This window comes from Halomonas sp. AOP13-D3-9 (assembly GCF_052379125.1).
In the GTDB taxonomy this organism is placed as follows: domain Bacteria; phylum Pseudomonadota; class Gammaproteobacteria; order Pseudomonadales; family Halomonadaceae; genus Vreelandella.
In genome coordinates, this window is the sequence record NZ_JBQSYH010000003.1 from 74,369 (window position 1) to 96,259 (window position 21,891).

Here is a 21,891-nt window from a genome sequence, read left to right on the forward strand (position 1 = left end):
CAACAAAGGATCACGTCATGGCTATGATACGCACACGACTCAGTATCATGATGTTTTTGCAGTTCTTTATCTGGGGCGGCTGGTTTGTCACCCTGGGAACATTTCTAGCTAACAATCTCAACGCCAGTGGCGGCCAGATTGGCATGGCCTTCTCCACCCAATCCTGGGGCGCTATTATTGCCCCTTTTATTATCGGCTTGATCGCTGACCGTTATTTCAACGCCGAGCGTATTCTCGCCGTGCTCCATTTAGCAGGCGCAGCGCTAATGTACGGCCTCTATATGGCCAGCGATTTCAGCACGTTTTACCCGCTAGTGCTGATGTACATGATTGTCTATATGCCCACCTTGGCGCTGGTCAACTCGGTCTCTTTCCGTCAAATGAGCGACCCTGGCCAAGAGTTCGCTAAAATCCGCGTGTGGGGAACCATTGGCTGGATTATCGCCGGTCTGGGTATCAGCTACTTATTCGCCTGGGACTCATCACAAGGCATTGCCGACGGCATGCTGCGTAACACCTTCTTGATGTGCGCTATCGCCTCTTTAGCCCTTGGCCTGTATAGCTTTAGCCTACCCGCGACACCGCCTAAAGCAGACGGCCCGGTCGGCTTAAAAGAAGTGCTAGGGCTCGATGCGCTCGCCCTGCTGAAAGACCGTAACTACGCCATCTTCTTTATTGCCTCGATCTTGATCTGCATTCCGTTGGCCTTTTATTACCAAAACGCTAACCCCTTCCTGGCCGAAATCGGCGTTACTAATCCTACCGGCAAAATGACCTTGGGCCAGGTATCAGAAGTGCTGTTTATGCTGCTGCTACCGGTCTTTATTCATCGCTTTGGTATCAAGAAAACCTTGCTGATCGGCATGCTGGCCTGGGCGCTGCGCTACGCGCTGTTTGCTTTCGGTAACGCTGACGAGATGGTGTTTATGCTCTTGATCGGTATTGCCCTGCATGGCGTGTGCTACGACTTCTTCTTCGTGACCGGGCAGATCTACACCGATGCCCGCGCGGGCGATAAATTTAAAAGCTCAGCCCAAGGCATGATAACGCTGGCCACTTACGGGGTAGGCATGCTGATAGGTTTCTGGGTCGCGGGTCAGATTACCGACCACTTCTCTACCAACGGCGCCCACGATTGGCAGGGCATCTGGATGTTCCCAGCGGTGTTTGCTATCGCGGTACTGGCGCTGTTCTTCCTCACTTTTAAAGACGATAAAAGCGTAACGGCTAAGTCTGAACTGTAAGAGTCTAGAACATAAAACATGCCGGGCGCTTTGGCAGCGCCCGGCTAACTATTTTATAAACTTTTAAAGTACTTAATGGGCACATCGTCTCAGTCATGAAGCCTTATTGGTCACAGGCTAAAAAGCCCCGATATTGCGCCTACGACAACTTCAACAATAGTCATGATGCCTTCAGCTACCGACATGACGATCTCTAGCAGCACCTCTAAAACTCCCTCACTGCTGACAATCACGGGTGTTGAGATACCAGTGAGAGCAATCCCCATCGCGCCAAGCGCCACCACTTCAAACCCCATGATCACTATATAAAGTAGCGCCCCGATTAACGCACTTGCACAAACTGAGTTTAGCGTCTTGATCTTCAATGATCTTTGTTTTCTAGCCGCCACTCCTTTCCCTCCTGACAATAGAATTAAACTCACCTAAATGAATGGCATAGCCGAAATCTAAAACTGTCCGAGCAAATAAAGCGCCAACACAATCAACGCTAGCAAACCCACTACTGCACATCAAGCGCCGTCAGCTCGACTCCTATGCTCATCGAGATATATCACTTTAGAAGCCGAAGGATATTTTCCCAAAGTAACTAGCTTGCAGATTGGCCAGCCAACCCAGTAACAAATTGTTCTGAAGAATATCTCTGCCAGTATGTAACCTATTCCCCTAAAAAACCCCCTGCCTATCTCTTCATAAAAGCCGTCCATAAAATCCCTTTTTGGTTAAATGTAACAAGGTTGTAGAGCAAACGCATAATGCACGTAAGTCAGCGCTTGCCGTGTTTTCTACCATATTTCGATAGTCGGGTTAATCTGCCCTGGCTTACCGGAATGACTTGTACGCATATGGATTTTGGATGGGACAAAGCTATTCCCCTTATATTCCGGCTCGGCATTTAAGTTGTCTATGAGCCCCTCTTCAACAAACCTGATCAATGTGCCAATAATTTGTGTTTGAATATCTCGTGTTTCAGGTGGCACATAAACCGTGTTCTGTGGAGCTTCTGGGCCACCAAGCTCTGCGGGAAACAATAGAATGGGCACGAGTCTACCTTCTTCCACTAGCCTTATTGCCTTCTCTTTCGAATCAATGTCCGTAAAGTTATGTGGATTTTCAGCAAACGCCATGGCAGCTCCCAGAAGGCTAAATAATAGAATTATAAATTGCTTCATTGAAGTTTCTCACTTTAGATGTAACGCCATTACCGGTGATAAAACGGTAGCGAAGCGGAGATTGCGCATTGGTTGCTTGGCCTGTTTATAATCCAATGTACCTAAAGGCCACATCAGCTTCACTATAATCTCGAATCGACTGAGGGCTAGAAATACGATTTCCGACTGAGATGAAGTTGTACCCCAGAGTTTCAGATGCTTTCTGATCCCAGGGGCCGTCTCCAAAATAGGTTATAGCGTCGTAATGACCGTTACCCGCGCGCCTTTCTGCCAATCGCATAATCTCTATCCTGCGAAAGTGATCCGAAGACGAAGCCAGTGGTATAGACGGAAAGCAGATACCTGCAGCTTCAAGCTTCATCCTCGCGGATTCACTCCAGCCACCAGTAGCAAATGCTAACGCAACGTCCTGACGTGCAACGAGCTGCGATATAAACTCATAAGCTCCAAAGATAGGGAATACATCATGACACGAGATGTAATCCGCTACTCGACTCACGAACCGCGCCTTCACTTCCGTTGTGATTCGCTCGCTGTCACTTTGAAGATGCAGTTCTTCAATCACCTCAGTGAGAATTCCAGCATCGGTCACATGATTATAACGGCTCCAATCAGGGCCAATGGTCACACCCAATATATCCTTGGTTGCTGCTTGAAAGCATTCTGTATCGAAATCGTATGACTCGACTAGCGTTCCGTCTATGTCGAATAAGACTAGGTGCACAACCGCCCCCTTGGCTTATAAAAGTAATTATACCGAGCATCTAATTATTGAATGATGGAGAAAAATTAATTTTACCTAATAATATTGTATGGAAAAGCAACGTACAAAGCACTAACCCATGATGAAAAAAGTTCAAGGCCTGCCTGCCAACTAGTGACGACACCTATAACGCAAAAAAGCCCAGCCTCCGATACTGTCTAGCATCAGAAGACTGGGCTTGCTTAGGGTGCTTATAAGCGCTCTGCTATAACTCTCTCACCCATATATTGCGAAAGCTAACGTCAGCATCGTGATCCTGCAGGTAAATGGGCGCACAGCCGTGGGCTTCTTCGTAATTGGGCTCTCCAATCCATTCGGTGGTGCCTTGCACTTCAACGTGGTGCTGAACCACTACGCCGTTATGCAAAACAGTGATGTAGGCAGGGCTTTCAAGGGCGCCCTCATCATCAAAGCGTGGCGCGGTGTAGAGAATGTTATAGCTCTGCCACTCCCCCGGCGGGCGCGATGCGTTAACCAGCGGGATATGCTGTTTATAGATGGAAGCCGCCTGGCCGTTGGGATAGGTCGGGTTGTCGTAGGAGTCCAGCACTTGGACTTCATAGCGCTCCTGTAGAAAGACGCCGCTATTACCTCGATCCTGCCCCTCCATACCATCGATATCGGACGGCGCTCGCCACTCCAAGTAGAGCTGCACATCACAGAAATCCTTGCGTGTACGAATGCCTCCCGCACCGCGATTTACCGTCATGGCGCCATCTTCCAAGTGCCACTCGGCTGCCCCGCCTTCTTCGTTTTCCCACTCATCTAAGTCGGTGCCATCGAACAGGATGATCGCATCGGATGGTGCGTCGGTTTCGGGTACCGAAACCGTAGTGGGTACTGGTTCCCACACTTCGGTTTTGGCAGCCTGTTGTGGAGGACTCAGTTCATCTTCAATTGAGCCCTCATTTGCTAATAGCGGGGCCGCTATCAGACCACTACAGACCGTAAAAAATAGCTGTGTTGGTAAGCGCATATAGGTTTTCCTCAGCAGTTAAAAAAAGCAAAAATTATTAAAACAAATATTTAAAACGCATTCTTCCGCCATAGCGATCTGCATCATCTAGATCATCAATTTGGTAATGATCAATACGGCCAAAGTAGGCACCAAGGTAAATACTCAAATTTTCAATATTCAGCACATCTGAGAAATGATAAGAGGTATAAAGCGTGTCGATGTTATAGCGACCAGGCATGCTAAAAACCACCTCTTCATCGTTAATCGGTTTAACATCGTCAATTTCATTGCGTGCATGTATATAGCCAACGCCGAAACCTCGCCATAACGCGTTAAAACCCAAGGTTAGATTTGTCTCTTCATAAGCGTCCAAATAAGCTAGGTTTGTGTTCAATTGCCAATCGCCTTGGTTATACGACAGCCGTGTCCCATAGCCTGTGCGGTTACTAATATCGGCGCCACGTTCATCGACAACAGCATCACTCACCAGATTAGCTTCAAGCCCTGCAGCCAGTGTCCAGGGGCCTGGAGACCAAGCAACAACTGGGCGTACAATAAACGAGTCTTTGACTTGTCCATCAGGATCAATGCGATAGCCATGATAAGTATCTGTATCGAACAGATCTGTACGGTCTCCGAATAGCGTTGAAACCTCGCCGTAAAGATTTCCACTGCGCTTGCTAACCATTACTTGACCAGAATCACCTCCTCTCCCACGTCCTTCCTTAGCTTGATACACATAGCCTTGACCATCGCGGTACAGGCTATCTGAGGTATCTCCACTGAAACCAACAAATACATCTTGACCTAAAGGGAATAGATCAAATGCTTCGAAGCGACCAATCTTAACTTCAAGCCCGTAGGAACTACCGATTGCTAACCATGCGTCATCGACACCAAAATCACCGTTAGTCTGAACCAGTGGCTGCACTTTAAAGCGCGCATAGTGGTTAGCAGGACTACTACGCTCGCCACTAATATCGAGCAATATACGACCGGTTTGGTCAAATTCATCACCTCGTTCAATATCCCCCTCAAAAAAAATAGGGCCTTCACCTGCATGGGTATTCTGCGCATTAATATCTAGTTCTACATCGCCTCCAAAGGTAAGTTTTTGCGATTCATCTTCATAAAAAACTTGTGCAATACTGGAAGTGCTACTAAGAGTTGCAATGCTGACAATAAGAAAGCCTCTAAGAGGAAGCCTTTGAGACATCACGCTTTGCTCCTTTTATTCTTGTTACTAATATGCAATTTACCGAAATTATCCCTTAGAACAGTCGCAACAATGCACTCAGCTAGACAGTTGTCGTCTATAAGCCAAGTCAATGTAGACTTCAAAGAGATAGCTGCATCCTGAGCGCGGTGCCAACGTCTGCCGCCAACAATAGGCGATAAATCACTTGGCACCACTGCTTTAAATCACAATTAAGTTGCCCAGGCAGGCTCGCCGTTATAGGGCGCGCAGCCGTCGTAACGGCCAGGCACCGCTTCATAGCGTAAGACTTCCGTCGCGCCGACTTCTGAAGTAAAAAAGCCGAACAGCGTTAGCTGCTTCATCATGGTGAAGTAGTGTGGAAGCGATTCTTCGCTACCCGCGCGCTCCTGGGATGACTGGTTTTCTGCCGTTTGATTTTGAGCGGTCTGGGTCTCTGCAGTCAGTGCCTCAGCAGGGGTTGGCTGCTCTCTACGAGCCTGTTGCTGGGCGTGCGCCATCGCTTCACGGTCTAACTCGGTTATGAGCTCTAATCGCTGTTCGCCGCTTAACGCCATAAAGTCACGCTCGTAAGCCGCTCGGCTGCGCGCCTCAAGCTGCGCTAAACCAAAATAAAACACCTCTCTCTCTGAGGGCGTATAGCAGTCGCTAACGAACACGGCCATAAACTCCCCGACGTTGGCGTCCTTAGCGCCTGGGGTATCGGTACGTGGCAAAATAGTTTCGGCCAGCTCATCTAGGCGCTGCACATCCTGGCTGCTAAGGGAGTGGTCTGCCTGACCAGTACCGCTAAAGGCAAATAGAGATTTGCCCCCAATCATCGCTGTACCGGTCGTCAGCGCGATCATTTTGAGTAGCTCGCGACGATTCATGACAGGTTCCCCCGCTTAAGCTCTTCCACGGCATAGTCCACCGCCCGAGCGGTAAGTGCCATGTAGGTTAAAGATGGATTCACACAAGAGGATGACGTCATGCAGGCACCATCCGTCACGAAGACATTGGGCGCGTCCCACACCTGGTTATGGCTGTTCAGCACGGACGTTTTCGGGTCACGGCCCATCCGCGCAGTGCCCATTTCATGAATGCCCATGCCCGGCGCGTAATCGCCTACGTCGCCTTTGACGTTCTTCACGCCAGCGGCCTCCAGCAGCTCGACCGCATCCTGAACCATATCCCGGCGCATATCGCGCTCGTTTTGCTTGAGCTCAACATTGATCGACAGCACCGGCAGCCCCCACTTATCGCGAACGCTATGATCCAGAGAAATACGGTTATCGTGGTCGGGCAGCATTTCGCCGAAGCCGGTCATTCCGATCGTCCAACCGCCTGGCTGGGTGAGTGCTTGCTTTAAATCAGCGCCGATATTGAGTTCGGCAATTTCGCGATCCCAACCCTGGCGGCTCGCCGCACCTTGATAACCAAACCCCCGCACGTAGCTACGCTGCTCATCGCCTACGTTGCGAAAACGAGGGATGTAAAAGCCTGCGGGGCGGCGTCCAAAATAGTATTTATCCTGATAGCCTTCCACTTCGCCACTGGCACCACAGCGGAAGTGGTGATCCATCACATTGTGGCCCAGTTCGCCGCTGCTGCTACCCAAACCGCCTTCCCAGACATCGGTGGCAGAGTTCATCAAAATCCAGGTGGTATTGAAGGTCGAGGCGTTGAGAAACACCACATCGGCGGTGTACTCGTGGGTTTCATGGGTTTCGGCATCAATCACCTCAACGCCTCGCGCTCGCTGGCGGTCCTTGTCATACAGCACCTGGCTGACAATCGAGAACGGACGCAACGTTAAATTGCCGGTGGCCACCGCAGCAGGCAGCGTAGCGGACTGAGTGCTGAAATAGGCGCCATAGGGGCAGCCCAGCCAGCACTTATTGCGGTATTGGCAGTTGACTCGATTTTGCTCCGGTTTTGGCTGGGTAATATTGGCCACCCGGCTGTGGATAAGATGACGCTGGCCACCAAACGCCTCTTTAATACGCTTGGCGGCATCTTCTTCCACGCAGTTAAGCGGTATTGGCGGCAGAAACTCGCCATCAGGAAGAATATCCAGTCCTTCCTGGGTGCCCGCGATACCGGCAAAGCGCTCCACATAGTCGTACCACGGGGCAATATCTTCGTAGCGAATCGGCCAATCAATGGCGATGCCTTCCCGCTGGTTAGCCTCAAAATCCATCGGGCTGAGCCGGTAGCTTTGTCGCCCCCACAGCAGGGAGCGCCCGCCTACGTGGTAGCCGCGAAACCAGTCAAAGCGCTTCTCTTCTACGTAGGGATTGGCCTGTTCATCCGCCCACATGCCCATGGTGGCTTCATTGAGGGGATAGTCGCGTTTGAGCACCGGAAACTTGGCAATCATCTCTTGGGTAGGCTCGTTGCGGTGGGGATAGTCCCAAGCCTCTTTATCGGCGTTGTGGTAATCCTTCACGTGCTCAATATTGCGTCCGCGCTCAAGCAGTAAAACCTTTAGCCCCTTCTCGGTTAGCTCTTTAGCAGCCCAACCGCCGCTAATGCCTGAGCCAACCACAATGGCATCGTAGTGATTATCTGGCATGGTCATCTTCCTTACTGTGTTGTTATTGGAGTCGAATCACACATCACAGAGCTGAATAGCCGCCTGCAGTGATTCTATTTTTGCCTGTTGACTAGCCCGGTCAGGGAGAAACTCTTGGGCGATATAGCCCTTAAAGCCGGTATCTCGAATAGCGCGACAAATCGCGGGGTAGTTGAGCTCTTGGGTGTCATCTATTTCATGCCGCCCAGGCACACCGGCAGTATGGTAATGGCCGAAAAAATGGGAGTTTTCACGGATTGTGCGAATGACATCCCCTTCACTGATCTGCATGTGATAGATGTCGTAGAGTAGTTTGAAGTTGGGTGAATCGAGGCGACGGCAAAGCTCAATCCCCCAGGCAGAGTTATCGCAAAGGTAGTCGGGGTGGTCGATTTTGCTGTTGAACAGCTCCATCTGCAGCACCACGCCCTTTGACTCCGCATGGGCGATCACCTGCTTTAAACCCGCTTCGGCATTTTGCAAACCCTGTTCAGGTCTCATGCCCCGGGCATTGCCGCTAAAGCAGATTAAATTGGTGTAACCCGCTTGGCTGACCAAATCGATATGATTGAGATAGCGCTCAACCAGTTCGGCATGAAAACGGGCATCTCCCCAGCCATCCTCAAGACTCAGCTCCGCGCCATTACACATAGCGGAGTCGAGCCCGTAGCGCCGAAGCACAGGCCACTCTTCGGGCCCCACCAGATCAATCGCCTTAATACCCAACTCAGTTGAAAGCTGGCACAGCGCTTCCAGAGAAAGAAAATCGAACGTCCAGCGGGCAACCGAATGCTGGATATTGCCCTTTAAAGCCCGCTGAGCAGGTGTGTTGTCAGCTAAGACTTTAGACCCAAGATGCGGTAGTGCAGCCAAGCCGATAGCACCAGTAACGGAGTGGCGCAGCAGGCTACGCCGATCAATAAGGTAGCGCTTCATAAAGCATCCTCGCGTTTGTCATCTAAATGAGATGGCCTATGCGTGCATTACTCTTCTCGAAGCGCTGCCAATTTCTCCTCTAGGAAGCTATTTCCTTCGGTAATCACCGCTTCAGCGTCTAGCGGCATATCGTGTTCGATGATGTACCATTCAACATCAGTGGCCTCAATGGCGGGTAATATCGCATCCCAATCCAGTACGCCTTTGCCGAGTGTTGCGAACCCACCCTCATCTTCAGCGGTGCCTTCTGGCGCGTTATCTTTGGCATGTACAGCAAACAGTTGCCCATCAAACCGCGTTACGTACTCGACCGGGTCAAGCCCACCACGCGCTACCCAGGCGATATCCAGTTCTGCCAACAGGTCAGATCCGGCCGCATCAAACAGATGCTCTAGGGCGGTTTTATCGCCGTACACTTCCATTTCAAAATCGTGGTTGTGATACGCCAAGCGCAACCCTTCGGCGTCTAGCTCAGCGGCAATATCACCAAGCTCTTCACCCAGCGCCTGCCAGCCTTCTGCATCGCTAGGGCGAGCGTCCTCGGCTAAATAAGGCACCGTTAAGGTGTCGTTACCTACCGCCTGATTAAACGCCACCGTTTCGTCTAAGCGATTGCGCAGGTCATCTAGTTGCACATGGCTTGAGATCACCTCAAGCGCATGCTCTGCTAACAGTGCATTGAGTTCTTCGGCAGTCACTTCCTGGGTGCCCACCGTTTCAATCGCCGAAATACCTGCCCTGTTTACGGCAGCTAACTGTTCTTCCAAACTGCCAAAATCCCGCAGCGTGTACATTTGCACGGCAATGGGTAGCTCGGCGGAGTCGTCTTGAGCTTGGGCAAAGCCAGCTACACTCAGCGCTGACAGCGTCACGGCACTGGCAGCCAATAGAGCCTGTGAACTCATGCGTTTTAAGCGTCGCGGGGTATCCATATCCACCTCGTTGTTGTTGGATTGTTATAGGTTGTGAAAGCGCCGATGCAAAAATGTAATCGGTTACATTTTTTTAGATCATCTTAATTAAATGTGCAAGTCAGCCGTCTGCTTTACCGCTTAAAAGATGCCCAAAAGAACTGAACATCCTCACAAATTAATTCACAACCAATTGGTTATAAACGACATATAGACTATTAAAGTAAAACCTAATACTTTGGTATCAAACAGCAGCGATGCCTAACAGCTACTCATAGCACTATTATTTTTGCCGTCGGCCAAACTGGTACAATGGCTATCGTTTCCCTCTACCAACGGACATCAACGTGCCACTACGCGATTTACTGCTCGGCCTGTTTGTGATCGCCATTTGGGCGCTGAATATCATTGTGATTAAGGTCGGCGTGGCGGAGTTACCGCCGCTGTTGATGACCACGCTGCGTTTTATGCTCGTCGCGGCGCTGCTGGTGCCGTTTTACCCTGTGGCGCGGGTACAACTGCCCTTTTTGCTGCTGCTCTCGGTAACCTTTGGCAGCCTGCACTTTGCTCTGCTGTTTATTGGCCTGGAGCACGCTGAGGCGGGTACCGGCGCGCTACTGGTACAAATGGGGACGCCTTTTGCCACGCTGTTGGCGGTAATTTTTCTGAAAGAGAAGCTGGGGCCCAAGCGTATCGCCGGGCTGCTGCTCTCTTTTGCCGGGGTCGTCGTGCTGGCTGGCGGGCCAACGTTACCCTCTCCGCTCCCGCTGGCGATTCTTTTGTGTAGTGCCATGGGCTGGGCAGTATCACAGCTATTGATCAAGCGCGGCCCGCCGATTGCGCCCATGGCGCTGGCAGGCTGGATGGCACTGTTTGCGGTGCCCCAGGTAGCGCTAGGCTCATGGCTGTTTGAGAGCGGTCAGTGGCAGGCGATGCAGCAGGCAACTTGGTTAGGCTGGGGGGCGGTGATTTACACCGCTGTGATGTCGTCGATTGTTGCTTATGGGATTTGGTACGCACTGCTGCGCCGCCACCCGGTTAATCGCGTGGTGCCCATGACGCTACTCGTACCGGTACTGGCAGTCGGCTTAGGTGCGCTGTTGATGGGCGACAGCCTAGGCGTGCATAAACTGGTGGGCGGCGGCTTAGTGGTCGCGGGTATCGCTCTGATTGTGCTCAAGTTTCGCCGCCGACCACGGCCTGCTTAATCGGTAGGTTGGCAGAAACCGGCTTCGTCAGGAATCGATACGCAGTCGCCCACTTTGATACCGCGCTCGGCAAAGTAGCCGCCATTGACCTCTAGCGCTGAATGGTAAGCCGCACCCGCCGGGTAAGAGGGGCAGTCACTCGGCGAGGAGGATTCGCAGGGCTGCATGGTATTGATCGCCACGATGCGCCCGTCGCCACCGATAAAGGCAATATCGAGGGGGATCAGCGTGCGATACATCCAAAAAGCGTTGTTGGCCGACTGCTCGCTCTCAAAGCGAAACAGCATGCCGCGCTCTTCGGGCAAGCTCTCACGCTCCATCAAGCCACGCTGACGCTGAGGCGTCGTTTCTGCCACTTCAACGTCTAAACGATGCGGACCGCCCTCGCTGTGAATAGCCAGCGCCAGCGTTTGCATCTCTTTCGTTGACGCCTGCCCCCAAGCCAACGAGCTGAGTAGCGACATCGGCAGCAGCGCCGCCAGCGGTAATAGTAACGATGCTTTAAGCAGCGTGCGACGCGTGGGATCCATGCTTACTTCCTTTTATCATGCGCATCTGCGCGAACTCGGTGGCCTCGCATCAGGTGAATGCCTGCCGCCAGTAACGAAACGTTCACCACAGCGCCGCAGGTTAACTGATTGCGCCGTGCGGCATGGGTGGCGATATCGAAACGTAACATATCACCATGGTCTGCGCGCAATGAAACTGACGTAATGCCACCCAACACCACCAACTCACTGACCGTGGCCGTGATCGGATTTTCCCGCTCACCCTGGGATGGGCGGTCACGGCGGTGAAGCACAATATCTGACGGCGGCAAATACCAGGTGACACTTTCGCCCAAAGGTAAACCGTTGAGCCCATCGGCGACTTCCAGGCAGCTTTCACCCCACCGCAACCGTCGCTCACCTTCCACCTCCACAATCACGCCTTCAAACAAATTGTGGCGGTCCAACAAACGCGCGACTAACGGTGATGAAGGGCGACTAAATAGCGCTTCGGGGGTGCCCTGCTGAAGGCTTACCCCGTTGTGCAGCACACAAATTTGGTCGGCTAGCGCGGAGGCTTCTTCCAAATCGTGGGTCACTAGCACAATCGGAATGTCGATCTGCTGGCGCAGCAGCGCCAGCTCGCGCTGCAGCCGCCGACGGGTAACCTGATCCACCGCCGAAAACGGCTCATCCAGCAACAGCACCTTGGGGTCACGGGCCAAAGCGCGGGCCAACGCCACTCGCTGGCGCTGACCACCGGAAAGCGCATTCGGGTAACGCTCACCCAGCCCTTCCAAGCGCACCTTGGCAAGCCACTGCTCCGCCTGCTCACGGCGTTGCGGTTGGGCTAAATGGCGCAGAGGGAGCTGAATATTTTGCGCGGCAGTAAGGTGGGGAAACAGCGCATAGTCCTGAAACACCATGCCTACCTGCCGACTCTGCGGCGAGAGTGAATGCTTACCCTCAGCGTCAAACCAAACGTCGCCCGCGCACGCCACTCGTCCACTTTGGGGGCGGTAAAGCCCGGCAATAGTGCGCAGCAGCGTGGTTTTTCCGCTGCCCGATGGCCCTACCAGCGCCAGCAGTTCACCAGGCTGGCAAGCAAACTCGGCGGCCAGAGGAATCGGCCCCGTTTGATCGACCGCCACGCATAGCCCTTGAAACGGCTCTGCCATTCGCGAATCAGTCACGTGCCCACCGCCTACGCCCGGCCAGCCCATACACCAGCCCCAAGGTAATAAACGATACCAATAGCAACAGCGCCGACATCTGCGCCGCGCCCTGTTCATCAAACGCTTGAACGCGATCGTAGATAGCGATGGCGAGGGTGCGGGTTTCGCCATCAATGGCGCCGCCCACCATTAAAATCACCCCGAACTCCCCCAGCGTATGAGCAAAAGTGAGCGCGGCTGCTGACATAATCCCTGGCCATACCAGCGGCAGCTCAATGCGTAGCAGTGTTTGCCAAGGGCTAAGCCCGCTGCACCAGGCCGCCTCGCGTAGATTATGAGGAACGTGCTCAAAGGCGCGCTGAATCGGCTGAACGGCAAACGGCAGGTTAGCGATAAGAGAGGCCAGCAGAATGCCAGTAAAAGTGAAGTTCAGCCCGTTGCCGGTCATTTGTGCCCAAAAAGAACCCACCGGCGCGTCGCTACCGAAGCTAAGCAGCAGATAAAAGCCCAGTACGGTAGGTGGCAATACCAGCGGTAACGCTACGAGCGCTTCGCATAAGCCTTTGCCACGAAAACGCGCGTAGGCCAGCGCGCGGCCTAGCCAGATAGCGACAGGGATAAGAATCAAGCAGGTAAACCCGGCAAGGCGAAGCGAGACCGAAAGCGCCGACCAATCCATTAAGAACCAGCCATTATTCGGCGCTAAAGCCGTAGCGGCGCAGAATGGCTTGCCCTTCGTCTTCTTGCAGCCATTGATAGAAATCGCTAGCGATGTCTCCCGCCTGGTTAGTCAACACCATGCGCTGGCGTAGTGGGCTGTGCCATGCCTCAGGGATAAGTACGTACTCACTTCGCTCACTCAACGCGGGGGCAAGCGCCAAGGAGTATGCGACTAATCCGCCGCGAGCATCGTCAGAAAGCGCAAACTGCGCTGCCTGGGAGACATTTTCGCCTAGCACGCGCAACGGCTCGGTTTGCTCCCAAAGCCCGGCATGCTCAAGCGCCTGTTGCGCCGCCACACCGTAAGGCGCGTGCTCTGGGTTAGCCAGGGCGATGCGCTCAGTGGCGCCACTTGCGTGAGCTTCCAGCGCGCTTTGCACCGCCGCTAGCGGGGTATCCTGACCGGGCAAATTATCGTGCCCGCTGCGCTGCAGCCACACTAAACGCCCAATGGCGTAGATCACGCCTTCGTCTTTGGTGTAACCCTCTTCATACAGCGCCTGAACGTAGCGTTCGTCAGCCGAGAGGTAGAGTTCAAAAGGCGCGCCCTGGGCGATTTGGCGGCGAAAGTTGCCCGACGAGCCAAAGTTGAGCCGCAGGGCATGGCCAGTTTGCTGCTTAAACTGCTCAGCGGCTTCAGTGAGGGCAAACTGCAGATCCGAAGCCGCGGCGACAATGGGCGCCCCTGCCATCGCAGGGGACCCAATCAGCAGCAGGCAGGCCAGCAGCAGCCCACGAGCGGCTTTAGCGGTTGCTAGCTTCAGCATTTTCGTCGCTAATCTCCATCACTTTCATGGTGTTGGTGCCGCCGTGGGCATTCATGTGGTCACCGCGGGTAAGGATCACATGGTCACCGACTTTAGAGATCCCCATCTTCACCAGTAGCTCAAGGGCACGACCATTTAGCTCGGTGGCGCTCATTTCAGAGGTATCAAACGGCAGCGAGACAACGCCGCGGTAGAGCGCCATACGCCGCTGGGCGATGGGGTTATGCGCCAGGCCCACAATCGGTAAGCCCGAGCTAATGCGCGAGGCAATCAGCGGCGTATAGCCCGACGACGTCATACAGGCAATCGCGGTAACACCCGTCATGTGGTTGGCAGCGTACATGGCGGAAAGCGCGATGGTTTCGTCCGGGCGGGTAAAGCCTTCATGAATACGGTGGCCGGACTCCTGGGCGGACTTTTCACGCTCGGCACCCAAACAAACACGCGACATCGCTTCCACGGTTTCCAGCGGGTAATCGCCAGCAGCGGTTTCCGCCGAAAGCATGACCGCATCGCTGCCATCCAGCACCGCGTTGGCCACGTCAAACACTTCTGCGCGGGTGGGAAGCGGCGCAGAAATCATGCTTTCCATCATTTGTGTGGCGGTAATCACCGCACGATTCAGCGAGCGAGCGCGTTTGATCATGCGCTTTTGCACGCCGACCAGTTTGGCATCGCCAATTTCAACGCCAAGATCGCCCCGCGCTACCATTACCGCTTCAGAGGCTTCGATAATGCCGTCCAGTGTGGCGTCATCCGCCACAGCTTCGGCGCGCTCGACCTTGGCAACCAAACCAATTTCCTTGCCCGCCTCGCCCAACAGGCGACGCGCTTCGAGCATATCTTCGGCATGGCGGGGGAAAGAAATGGCGAGGTAGTCGACGCCAATCTCAACAGCGGTTTTGAGGTCTTCTTTGTCTTTCTCGGTCAATGCCGGCGCTGATAGCCCGCCGCCCTGCTTGTTGATGCCTTTATGGTTGGAGAGCTTACCGCCCACGACCACAGTGGTATGCACCTGCTGACCTTCAACGCGGGCCACGTCGAGCACCAAGCGCCCATCGTCTAATAGTAGGCGGTCACCGGCGGTGACGTCTTGGGAGAGGGTTTTATAATCACAGCCCACCTGGTGAATATCACCCGCATCGCCATCCAGCGCCATATCAAGAATAAACGGCTGGCCCTCTTTGAGCACCACGGCACCATCTCTAAACCGCGCAATACGAATCTTGGGGCCCTGCAGATCACCCAACACCGCGACACTGCGGCCTAGCTGGGCAGCAATTTCACGCACCTCGGTCAAACGGCGGCGGTGGTCATCGGCGGTGCCATGGGAGAAATTTAGACGCACCACATCCACACCCGCTTTAAGCATGGCTTCCAACACGCCTTTCCGGTCGCTGGCAGGCCCAAGGGTGGCGACAATTTTGGTACGACGGATCGAAGAGAAGTGCAGTGCGTTCATAATATTCCAACCATGCAAATTAACGTGTAGTGGCTCTATTTAGTCACCCTAGCTTATCAGTTTAACGCGCTCTACATGACAGCGGTGCAACGTATCGGGTTGGACTACGCTAACGTCACCGTGATCGCCAGAGGAAACTCATCGCAGTTATTGCCATCGCCGCCCCTGTCCACCACCAAGAACTCGCCTTCACGTTCCAGCACCGATTGAATCGCATGCCAAGTGCCTGCGCGGTAGTTCACCCCTTGGCGGCCATCGGTGACAAAAGCGCGTACATCTGCAGGATCAATGTTCTCACCTGCCGGAGCCACCACGACAATAAATCGTTCCTGGTGCAGCGGCATAAACGCTTGGCTGCCCTGGGGGTGGCGCTCTAAAAAGGTAAGCTCTAGCGGCAGCGTGACCGGCTGGCTGACAAAGATATTAATCAGCGTATGGGCGTTTTCACCCAGGGTTTCCACCTTCGCCAGATCGTGATGGCGCTGGGTGCGCCCGGCGTTGATGGGAAACGACGCGGAGGTGCGTGCATCAATCACATCGCCAAAAGGGGCGAAGGCGTCAGCCGTTAGCGGCTCGGCTTTTAGTTCAAGCATTGCAGTTCCTTAGCGAGACGACAGTTTAAGAGAAGCATGACGGTTAACGTCTTTATACAACAAATAGCGGAACGGCCCTGGGCCAGCGGCATAGCAGGCTTGGGGGCAGAAGGCGCGCAGCCACATAAAATCCCCAGCTTCCACTTCTACCCAGTTTTGATTTAAGTGGTAAACAGCTTTGCCTTCAAGCACGTACAACCCATGTTCCATGACATGTGTTTCGTCAAAGGGGATAACGCCGCCGGGCTGAAAGGTCACGATATTGACGTGCATATCGTGGCGGACGTCCGCGGGGTCGACAAAGCGCGTGGTGGCCCAGCGCCCTTCGGTGCCCGGCATTTCGATGGGAGCAATGTCCTGCTCGTTGGTAACAAATGCCTTTGGTACTTCAAGCCCTTCAACAAACTCATAGGCCTTACGCACCCAGTGGAAACGTACCGGCGCGTTAGATTCATTGCGCACCTGCCAGTTGCTGCAGGGGGGAATAAACGCATAGCCGCCGGGCTGCAGGGTGTGGCGCTCACCAGCAAGGGTAAGCGTTAACTCACCCTCTACAATAAACAGCACGCCCTCGGCCTGGGAATCTGGCTCGGGTTTATCGCTACCGCCCTGGGGCTGTACTTCCATAATGTACTGGGAGAACGTTTCGGCAAACCCCGACAGCGGCCGCGCCAGCACCCATAGCCGAGTGCCTTCCCAGAACGGCAGATTGCTGGTAACGATATCGCGCATGACGCCTTTAGGGATCAGCGCATAGGCTTCGGTAAATACCGCACGGTCGGCGGTAATTTGTGTTTGTGGCGGGTGCCCGCCGGTGGGGGCATAGTAAGTAGCTGGCATTTTTAAACCTATATTGCTTAGCAAAAACAAGAAACATATATCTTGTATACAATATTAGCGAACCATATTAAAGCGATCTTTGGCGAAGCTCTTTAGCAAAACGCTTGTGAAACACTCCTCCCAATAGTAACGTCTTTAGAAACTTTCGTTTCATAATTCTAAAACCATACGAACATGTCCACAAACAGCATCCTCGGCACGAATTGGCTTCCGCAAACCGCTGCGCTCACGAACCCTATCGTTGCTCGGTCAGGCGCTTATAACCGCCGATATTGATAACAACAGCCATCCTGGATGGCAGCTCTAAAACGCGAGGCTTAGCATGTCCCAACACACCCCCTCTCCGTCCTCCCCAGGCAGCCCCACACCTAAGAAAAGCTGGTGTCGGATCCCTGATATATACGCGGTTCTGTTTATCTTTATCGCCCTGGCCGCGATAGCTACGCACTTTGTGCCGGCCGGGCAGTTCGAGCGTGTTCCTGGCCCGAATGGGCGCATCACTATCGACCCGACCTCTTATGAGCAGATCGCTTCGTCACCGGTTGGCATCGTCGACTTTATGCTGGCGATACCCAACGGCTTGATGAGTGCCGGAGAAGTCGTCTTTTTCACCTTTATGATTGGCGGCATGTTTATGGTGCTAAGGCGCACCGGCATTATTGAAATAGGTGTGGATAAGTTAACACGACGCTTTGCCCGCCAGAGCCTGCTCACTATTCCCGTTTTGATGACAGTATTTGCGCTGATAGCCACCGTCATCGGCACTCAGGAATTGGCACTGGTCTATGTGCCCGTCATCCTGCCGCTGATGATTGCCTTGCGCTTCGACTCAGTCACGGCCGCAGCGGTGGCGCTTTGCGCCACCACGGTCGGCTTTACTACGGGCGTACTCAACCCCATTAACACAGGGCTTGGGCAGCAACTTTCAGACCTACCGCTCTATTCCGGTTATGGGCTGCGTATTATGGCGTTTATTGTCATGCTGGCTGTGGCGATTTTTTTCGTCATGCGTTACGCCCGCAGGGTGCGCCAAACGCCCTCGTTCAGCCTATTGAGCCGCGACCAGAGCGAATCCGAAAAACGCACGCTGTACCAACACGCTGATAATAGCCCTGCATTAATCGCCACCGCTCGCCAAAAACTGGCCGCTGTCACAACGTTCGCCTTCTTTGCAGTCCTCGTTTATGGCGTCCTGCAGCAAGGCTGGTTCATGATGGAGATGGCGGGTCTGTTTATCATCATGGGCATTGTGGTGGGCCTGATTGCGGGCCTCGACACCGACGAAATATGCTCGGGCTTCAACCAGGGCTTCCGCGATGTATTGGTCGGCGCCATGATCGCAGGCGTCGCCCGGGGCGTTGCCGTGATGCTGGAAGATGGCCAGATCATGGATACGCTGGTGTTTGGGCTAGGCAACCTTGTGGGTGGCCTGCCTACTCTACTTTCCGCGATTGGCATGTTCTTCGCCCAGCTGGGCTTCAATTTTATTGTCCCTTCCGGCAGCGGCCAGGCCCTGGTCACCATGCCGCTGATGGCACCGCTCTCCGACATTATTGGCGTGACTCGCCAAACGGCGGTGCTGGCATATCAGCTTGGCGATGGCATCGGCAATATTCTCTACCCAACGTCAGGCTACTTTATGGCCACTCTGGCGCTTGCGGGCGTGCCATGGCAAAAGTGGGTCAAATTCTTCTTCCCACTTTTTTGCGTATGGGTAGTGATTGCCCTGGGCTTTCTTATCTTTGCCCAGGCAACGCAGTGGACCGGCTAGAAGTGGATCGACTAGAGCACCGCAGAGATAAACTGCTTTAGCTCCGGCGTTTGCGGGTTGCTGAACAGCTCGCCGGGGGCGCCCTCTTCATGGATGCGCCCCTGGTGCATAAATACCACGCGGTCAGCTACGTCGCGGGCGAAGCTCATCTCGTGGGTGACTAGAATCAGCGTCATACCCTCTTTTGCTAAAGCTTCCAGCACCCGCAACACTTCCCCAACCAATTCAGGATCAAGCGCTGACGTCACCTCATCGCAAAGCATGACCTTGGGGCGCATCGCCAACGCCCGGGCAATAGCCACCCGCTGCTGCTGACCGCCGGAGAGCTGTGCCGGATAGGCATCGTACTTGTCCGATAGGCCGACTTTCTCAAGCACTTCCCGAGCGATTTCCTCAACCTCAGCCTTGGCTTCGCCGCGCACCACCAGCGGTGCCAAACAGACGTTTTCACCCACGGTTTTATGCGGAAACAGGTTAAAGCTTTGGAATACCATGCCGACGTTTTCACTCAGCTCTTTGGGCGACATCGACGCCGCATCGAGCTGCTTATCGGCGATGGTGATCTCGCCGCTGTCGTGTTTTTCCAGCTGATTCAAGCAACGCAGCAGAGTACTTTTACCCGAGCCGCTGCGGCCAATAATCGCCACGACTTCGCCTTGCGCAACCGAAAGGTTAATACCTTTAAGCACTTCCAGGTCGCCAAAGGCTTTATGAACGTTATCAACGTAGACCAGCGTCATAGAGCTTTTTCTCCAGATAGCGCGCGTAGCAGGAAAGGGGGAAGCACAGCGCGAAGTAAAGCAAAGCCACAAGGGCAAAGATGGTGAAGGGTTCAAAGGTCGCGTTATTGAGCATGGTGCCCGCCTTAGTTAACTCGACAAAGCCGATAATGGAGGCCAGCGCCGTGCCTTTAATGACCTGTACTGAGAACCCCACCGTGGGGGGAATCGACAGCCGCAGCGCCTGGGGCAGAATCACATGGCGCATGGTCTGAAAGTAGTTCATGCCCAGCACCCGTGACGCGTGCCACTGCCCTTTAGCCACCGCTTCCAAGCAGCCGCGCCAGATGTCACACAGAAAGGCGCTGGTAAACAGGGTGAGTGCAATGGAGGCGGCCAACCAGGCGGAGATCGGATGCCCCATGGCAGCAGCGCCAAAGAAGATCAAAAACAGCTGCATCAGCAGCGGCGTGCCCTGGAAAAGATCCACATAGAGTGACGTTAAGCGCTGCAGCCAGCGGTTGCTTGAGAGGCGCATAAAGGTCAATAGCAGCCCCACCGTCGCCCCGCCCACAAAGGCAATCAGCGACAGCACAACCGTCCAGCGAGCCGCCAGCAACAGGTTGCGCAAAATATCCCAGAAGGTGAACTCAATCATCGTTGTTCTCCTTGCTGATAGGCGAATACCCGCTTGCCCACCAGCATAAAGCTGCGCCGCATGCCGAAGGCGAGGAGCAAATAGACCAGCGTGATCAGCAGGTAGACTTCGAAGCTGCGGAAGTTGCGCGACTGGATAAAGTTAGCCGCGTAGGTCAGATCAAATACCGAAATCTGCGACACCACCGCCGAGCCCAGCATGACGATAATCGACTGGCTGATCAGTGCCGGGTAAACCCGCGCAAAAGCAGGCACCAGCACCACATGGCGATAGCTTTGCAATGTGGTCATGCCCAGCGCCCGTCCGGCCTCCAACTGACCTTTCGCCGTGGCGCTAATACCGGCGCGTAAAATCTCGGCGCTATAGGCGGCCAGGTTAAGCGTCATGGCAATAAAGGCCGCGGTGATAGCATCGATTTTGATGCCGAGCCCGGGAAGCCCGAAGAAGATAAAAAACAGCTGCACGATAAAGGGCGTGTTGCGGGTCAATTCGACGTAGCCGCCGAGCCCCCAGCGCACCCATGGCTGCGCGTTTACGCGTAAATACGCTACTGCCACTGCCAGTGCCAGCCCCGTCAAGGTCGTCACCACGGTCAAAATGACCGTGGTGGTAAGACCTTTGAGAAGCTCACTGACATAGGGCAACAGGGTAAGAAAATCGAGTGTTGGCCCCATGGTAACCCTCAGCTACCGAAGTTTTCAGGCAGGTCGGCGCTGAACCAACGCTGAGACATCTCGTTTAAGGTGCCATCTTCCAGCCCCTGGGCAATCAGGCGGTTCACCTCTTCCATTAGTGCAGGCTCATTCTTGTTCATGCCCACGTAGCAAGGTGAATCTTTAAGTTGGTACACCAGCGAGGGCGCACGGTCGCTATTGCGTTCGGCGATTTCAGCGGCAACGACGTTACCGGTAGCCACGTAATCAACCTGGCCAGACAGAAACGCAGAGATGGTGGTGGCGTTATCTTCAAAGCGCTGCACCGTAGTGGAGTCGGGGGCAATCTCAGAAAGCTCCATATCCTCAACGGCACCGCGGGTGACCCCGATAGTTTTATCGGCTAAGCCTTCTGGGCCATCCACGCTTTCATCTTCATCAGCACTAAACACACCTAAGAAGAACGGCGCGTAGGCGTCTGAAAAGTCGATCGCCGCTTCGCGTTCCGGGTTCTTACCCAGGCTGGAGATCACTAAATCCGCCTGACCGGTCTGCAGATAGGGGATCCGGTTAGCGCTGGTAACGGTGATCAGCTCAAGTTCAACGCCCATCTCGTCAGCGAGGTAGTTGGCCATATCGATATCGTAGCCACGCGGTTCAAGGTCGGTACCCACCGAGCCAAACGGCGGAAAATCCTGCGGTACAGCAATACGGATGGTGCCTCGAGATTCGATATCCTCAAGGGCATCCGCCTGAACGCTGGGGCTGGTGGCGAACGCACCCAGAGCGACTGCGGCACTCAGCCCCGTGGCTAAAACGCTAGTCTGTAGAGACTTGAAGCGACGGGTAAGGGAGTGATTAAGGCGGTGTGATAACGATTTCATAAAGCTCTCCTGGCAGGCGCATGTTCTGCAAACTCTTGGTTTTGCTAGAGACAATTCGCTGAATAATTAGCAGTGGTGGTCTGAGCAATGGAAGCAAAGCGAATGAAAGCTTTGTTGCATAAAATCTAACAAAGAAACTTTCGTTTCACCTGATCACCTAAAAGCAATCGTGATACCAGAAGTCACTAAGATTTTTTAT

General features: G+C 53.9%; 23 protein-coding genes. 3 read left to right on the top strand and 20 right to left on the bottom strand.

Annotated features, from left to right (window positions below):
- Positions 1-17 precede the first annotated feature (17 nt).
- Positions 18-1,244: a nucleoside permease gene (locus ACT3UM_RS04055; RefSeq protein WP_498896353.1), complete on the top strand. Its 1,227-nt coding sequence runs from the start codon at positions 18-20 to the stop codon at positions 1,242-1,244.
- A 110-nt stretch (positions 1,245-1,354) separates the two neighbouring features.
- On the opposite strand, the gene ACT3UM_RS04060 is transcribed toward ACT3UM_RS04055, so the two are convergent.
- From ACT3UM_RS04060 to ACT3UM_RS04100, 9 genes are all read right to left on the bottom strand, one after another.
- Complete coding sequence (locus tag ACT3UM_RS04060) at positions 1,355-1,633, bottom strand: hypothetical protein (RefSeq protein WP_035585297.1); 279 nt, start codon at positions 1,631-1,633, stop codon at positions 1,355-1,357.
- A 393-nt stretch (positions 1,634-2,026) separates the two neighbouring features.
- A complete protein-coding gene (locus tag ACT3UM_RS04065) occupies positions 2,027-2,368 on the bottom strand; it encodes a hypothetical protein (RefSeq protein WP_498896356.1) in 342 nt (113 codons plus the stop codon).
- Positions 2,369-2,498: 130 nt separating this feature from the next.
- Positions 2,499-3,137: an HAD family hydrolase gene (locus tag ACT3UM_RS04070; protein WP_498896358.1), complete on the bottom strand. Its 639-nt coding sequence runs from the start codon at positions 3,135-3,137 to the stop codon at positions 2,499-2,501.
- Positions 3,138-3,381: 244 nt separating this feature from the next.
- Positions 3,382-4,152: a 3-keto-disaccharide hydrolase gene (locus ACT3UM_RS04075; RefSeq protein ID WP_498896360.1), complete on the bottom strand. Its 771-nt coding sequence runs from the start codon at positions 4,150-4,152 to the stop codon at positions 3,382-3,384.
- 37 nt (positions 4,153-4,189) lie between these two features.
- Positions 4,190-5,350, bottom strand: coding sequence for a carbohydrate porin (locus ACT3UM_RS04080; RefSeq protein ID WP_498896362.1), 1,161 nt, complete (start codon positions 5,348-5,350; stop codon positions 4,190-4,192).
- A 212-nt stretch (positions 5,351-5,562) separates the two neighbouring features.
- Positions 5,563-6,222, bottom strand: coding sequence for a gluconate 2-dehydrogenase subunit 3 family protein (locus tag ACT3UM_RS04085; protein WP_498896364.1), 660 nt, complete (start codon positions 6,220-6,222; stop codon positions 5,563-5,565).
- Positions 6,219-7,907, bottom strand: a complete 1,689-nt coding sequence (locus ACT3UM_RS04090; protein WP_035585310.1) for a GMC oxidoreductase — start codon at positions 7,905-7,907, stop codon at positions 6,219-6,221. Before ACT3UM_RS04090 ends, ACT3UM_RS04085 begins: the two co-directional genes overlap by 4 nt.
- Positions 7,908-7,943: 36 nt before the next feature.
- A complete protein-coding gene (locus tag ACT3UM_RS04095) occupies positions 7,944-8,843 on the bottom strand; it encodes a hydroxypyruvate isomerase family protein (RefSeq protein ID WP_498896367.1) in 900 nt (299 codons plus the stop codon).
- Positions 8,844-8,890: 47 nt separating this feature from the next.
- The gene (locus ACT3UM_RS04100) at positions 8,891-9,775 is read right to left on the bottom strand and encodes a sugar phosphate isomerase/epimerase family protein (protein ID WP_498896369.1); all 885 of its coding nucleotides are present in this window, start codon (positions 9,773-9,775) and stop codon (positions 8,891-8,893) included.
- A gap of 326 nt (positions 9,776-10,101) precedes the next feature.
- On the opposite strand from ACT3UM_RS04100, the gene ACT3UM_RS04105 reads away from it, so the two are divergent.
- Positions 10,102-10,962, top strand: coding sequence for a DMT family transporter (locus ACT3UM_RS04105; RefSeq protein WP_498896371.1), 861 nt, complete (start codon positions 10,102-10,104; stop codon positions 10,960-10,962).
- Here the strand turns inward: ACT3UM_RS04105 and ACT3UM_RS04110 are convergent.
- From ACT3UM_RS04110 to ACT3UM_RS04140, 7 genes are all read right to left on the bottom strand, one after another.
- On the bottom strand, positions 10,959-11,492 hold the full coding sequence (locus ACT3UM_RS04110) for a DUF192 domain-containing protein (protein ID WP_144811430.1): 534 nt from the start codon (positions 11,490-11,492) through the stop codon (positions 10,959-10,961). The genes ACT3UM_RS04105 and ACT3UM_RS04110 overlap by 4 nt on opposite strands.
- Positions 11,493-11,494: 2 nt before the next feature.
- Positions 11,495-12,643, bottom strand: coding sequence for an ABC transporter ATP-binding protein (locus tag ACT3UM_RS04115; RefSeq protein WP_498896373.1), 1,149 nt, complete (start codon positions 12,641-12,643; stop codon positions 11,495-11,497).
- On the bottom strand, positions 12,636-13,304 hold the full coding sequence (gene modB / locus ACT3UM_RS04120) for a molybdate ABC transporter permease subunit (protein ID WP_144811436.1): 669 nt from the start codon (positions 13,302-13,304) through the stop codon (positions 12,636-12,638). Before modB ends, ACT3UM_RS04115 begins: the two co-directional genes overlap by 8 nt.
- Positions 13,305-13,317: 13 nt before the next feature.
- Positions 13,318-14,112 (bottom strand): molybdate ABC transporter substrate-binding protein, encoded by a 795-nt coding sequence (gene modA / locus ACT3UM_RS04125; protein ID WP_498896376.1) that lies wholly within the window; start codon positions 14,110-14,112, stop codon positions 13,318-13,320.
- The gene (gene pyk / locus ACT3UM_RS04130) at positions 14,090-15,574 is read right to left on the bottom strand and encodes a pyruvate kinase (protein ID WP_498896378.1); all 1,485 of its coding nucleotides are present in this window, start codon (positions 15,572-15,574) and stop codon (positions 14,090-14,092) included. Before pyk ends, modA begins: the two co-directional genes overlap by 23 nt.
- A gap of 104 nt (positions 15,575-15,678) precedes the next feature.
- Positions 15,679-16,167, bottom strand: a complete 489-nt coding sequence (locus ACT3UM_RS04135) for an ureidoglycolate lyase (RefSeq protein ID WP_498896380.1) — start codon at positions 16,165-16,167, stop codon at positions 15,679-15,681.
- 9 nt (positions 16,168-16,176) lie between these two features.
- Complete coding sequence (locus tag ACT3UM_RS04140; protein WP_498896382.1) at positions 16,177-17,007, bottom strand: bifunctional allantoicase/(S)-ureidoglycine aminohydrolase; 831 nt, start codon at positions 17,005-17,007, stop codon at positions 16,177-16,179.
- Positions 17,008-17,329: 322 nt separating this feature from the next.
- On the opposite strand from ACT3UM_RS04140, the gene ACT3UM_RS04145 reads away from it, so the two are divergent.
- A complete protein-coding gene (locus ACT3UM_RS04145) occupies positions 17,330-18,778 on the top strand; it encodes a YfcC family protein (protein ID WP_498896384.1) in 1,449 nt (482 codons plus the stop codon).
- A gap of 11 nt (positions 18,779-18,789) precedes the next feature.
- Here the strand turns inward: ACT3UM_RS04145 and ACT3UM_RS04150 are convergent, their stop codons facing one another.
- The 4 genes from ACT3UM_RS04150 to ACT3UM_RS04165 are packed head-to-tail and all read right to left on the bottom strand — an operon-like array spanning position 18,790 to position 21,692.
- The gene (locus ACT3UM_RS04150) at positions 18,790-19,518 is read right to left on the bottom strand and encodes an amino acid ABC transporter ATP-binding protein (protein WP_035585332.1); all 729 of its coding nucleotides are present in this window, start codon (positions 19,516-19,518) and stop codon (positions 18,790-18,792) included.
- On the bottom strand, positions 19,499-20,155 hold the full coding sequence (locus ACT3UM_RS04155; protein ID WP_498896386.1) for an amino acid ABC transporter permease: 657 nt from the start codon (positions 20,153-20,155) through the stop codon (positions 19,499-19,501). Before ACT3UM_RS04155 ends, ACT3UM_RS04150 begins: the two co-directional genes overlap by 20 nt.
- Positions 20,152-20,829, bottom strand: coding sequence for an amino acid ABC transporter permease (locus ACT3UM_RS04160; protein ID WP_035585336.1), 678 nt, complete (start codon positions 20,827-20,829; stop codon positions 20,152-20,154). The genes ACT3UM_RS04155 and ACT3UM_RS04160 overlap by 4 nt, the downstream gene beginning before the upstream one ends.
- A gap of 8 nt (positions 20,830-20,837) precedes the next feature.
- Entirely contained in the window at positions 20,838-21,692 is an 855-nt protein-coding gene (locus ACT3UM_RS04165) for a transporter substrate-binding domain-containing protein (protein ID WP_498896389.1), read from the bottom strand.
- Positions 21,693-21,891: the final 199 nt, after the last annotated feature.

What these genes read in the sequence shown, in the direction of transcription:
- ACT3UM_RS04055 (WP_498896353.1), top strand. Translation starts at nt 18, where the DNA reads ATGGCTATGATACGCACACGACTCAGTATCATGATGTTTTTGCAGTTC.
- ACT3UM_RS04065 (WP_498896356.1), bottom strand. Translation starts at nt 2,368, where the DNA reads ATGGCGTTTGCTGAAAATCCACATAACTTTACGGACATTGATTCGAAA.
- ACT3UM_RS04075 (WP_498896360.1), bottom strand. Translation starts at nt 4,152, where the DNA reads ATGCGCTTACCAACACAGCTATTTTTTACGGTCTGTAGTGGTCTGATA.
- ACT3UM_RS04080 (WP_498896362.1), bottom strand. Translation starts at nt 5,350, where the DNA reads ATGTCTCAAAGGCTTCCTCTTAGAGGCTTTCTTATTGTCAGCATTGCA.
- ACT3UM_RS04085 (WP_498896364.1), bottom strand. Translation starts at nt 6,222, where the DNA reads ATGAATCGTCGCGAGCTACTCAAAATGATCGCGCTGACGACCGGTACA.
- ACT3UM_RS04090 (WP_035585310.1), bottom strand. Translation starts at nt 7,907, where the DNA reads ATGCCAGATAATCACTACGATGCCATTGTGGTTGGCTCAGGCATTAGC.
- ACT3UM_RS04095 (WP_498896367.1), bottom strand. Translation starts at nt 8,843, where the DNA reads ATGAAGCGCTACCTTATTGATCGGCGTAGCCTGCTGCGCCACTCCGTT.
- ACT3UM_RS04100 (WP_498896369.1), bottom strand. Translation starts at nt 9,775, where the DNA reads ATGGATACCCCGCGACGCTTAAAACGCATGAGTTCACAGGCTCTATTG.
- ACT3UM_RS04110 (WP_144811430.1), bottom strand. Translation starts at nt 11,492, where the DNA reads ATGGATCCCACGCGTCGCACGCTGCTTAAAGCATCGTTACTATTACCG.
- modB (WP_144811436.1), bottom strand. Translation starts at nt 13,304, where the DNA reads ATGGATTGGTCGGCGCTTTCGGTCTCGCTTCGCCTTGCCGGGTTTACC.
- modA (WP_498896376.1), bottom strand. Translation starts at nt 14,112, where the DNA reads ATGCTGAAGCTAGCAACCGCTAAAGCCGCTCGTGGGCTGCTGCTGGCC.
- pyk (WP_498896378.1), bottom strand. Translation starts at nt 15,574, where the DNA reads ATGAACGCACTGCACTTCTCTTCGATCCGTCGTACCAAAATTGTCGCC.
- ACT3UM_RS04135 (WP_498896380.1), bottom strand. Translation starts at nt 16,167, where the DNA reads ATGCTTGAACTAAAAGCCGAGCCGCTAACGGCTGACGCCTTCGCCCCT.
- ACT3UM_RS04140 (WP_498896382.1), bottom strand. Translation starts at nt 17,007, where the DNA reads ATGCCAGCTACTTACTATGCCCCCACCGGCGGGCACCCGCCACAAACA.
- ACT3UM_RS04145 (WP_498896384.1), top strand. Translation starts at nt 17,330, where the DNA reads ATGTCCCAACACACCCCCTCTCCGTCCTCCCCAGGCAGCCCCACACCT.
- ACT3UM_RS04150 (WP_035585332.1), bottom strand. Translation starts at nt 19,518, where the DNA reads ATGACGCTGGTCTACGTTGATAACGTTCATAAAGCCTTTGGCGACCTG.
- ACT3UM_RS04155 (WP_498896386.1), bottom strand. Translation starts at nt 20,155, where the DNA reads ATGATTGAGTTCACCTTCTGGGATATTTTGCGCAACCTGTTGCTGGCG.
- ACT3UM_RS04160 (WP_035585336.1), bottom strand. Translation starts at nt 20,829, where the DNA reads ATGGGGCCAACACTCGATTTTCTTACCCTGTTGCCCTATGTCAGTGAG.
- ACT3UM_RS04165 (WP_498896389.1), bottom strand. Translation starts at nt 21,692, where the DNA reads ATGAAATCGTTATCACACCGCCTTAATCACTCCCTTACCCGTCGCTTC.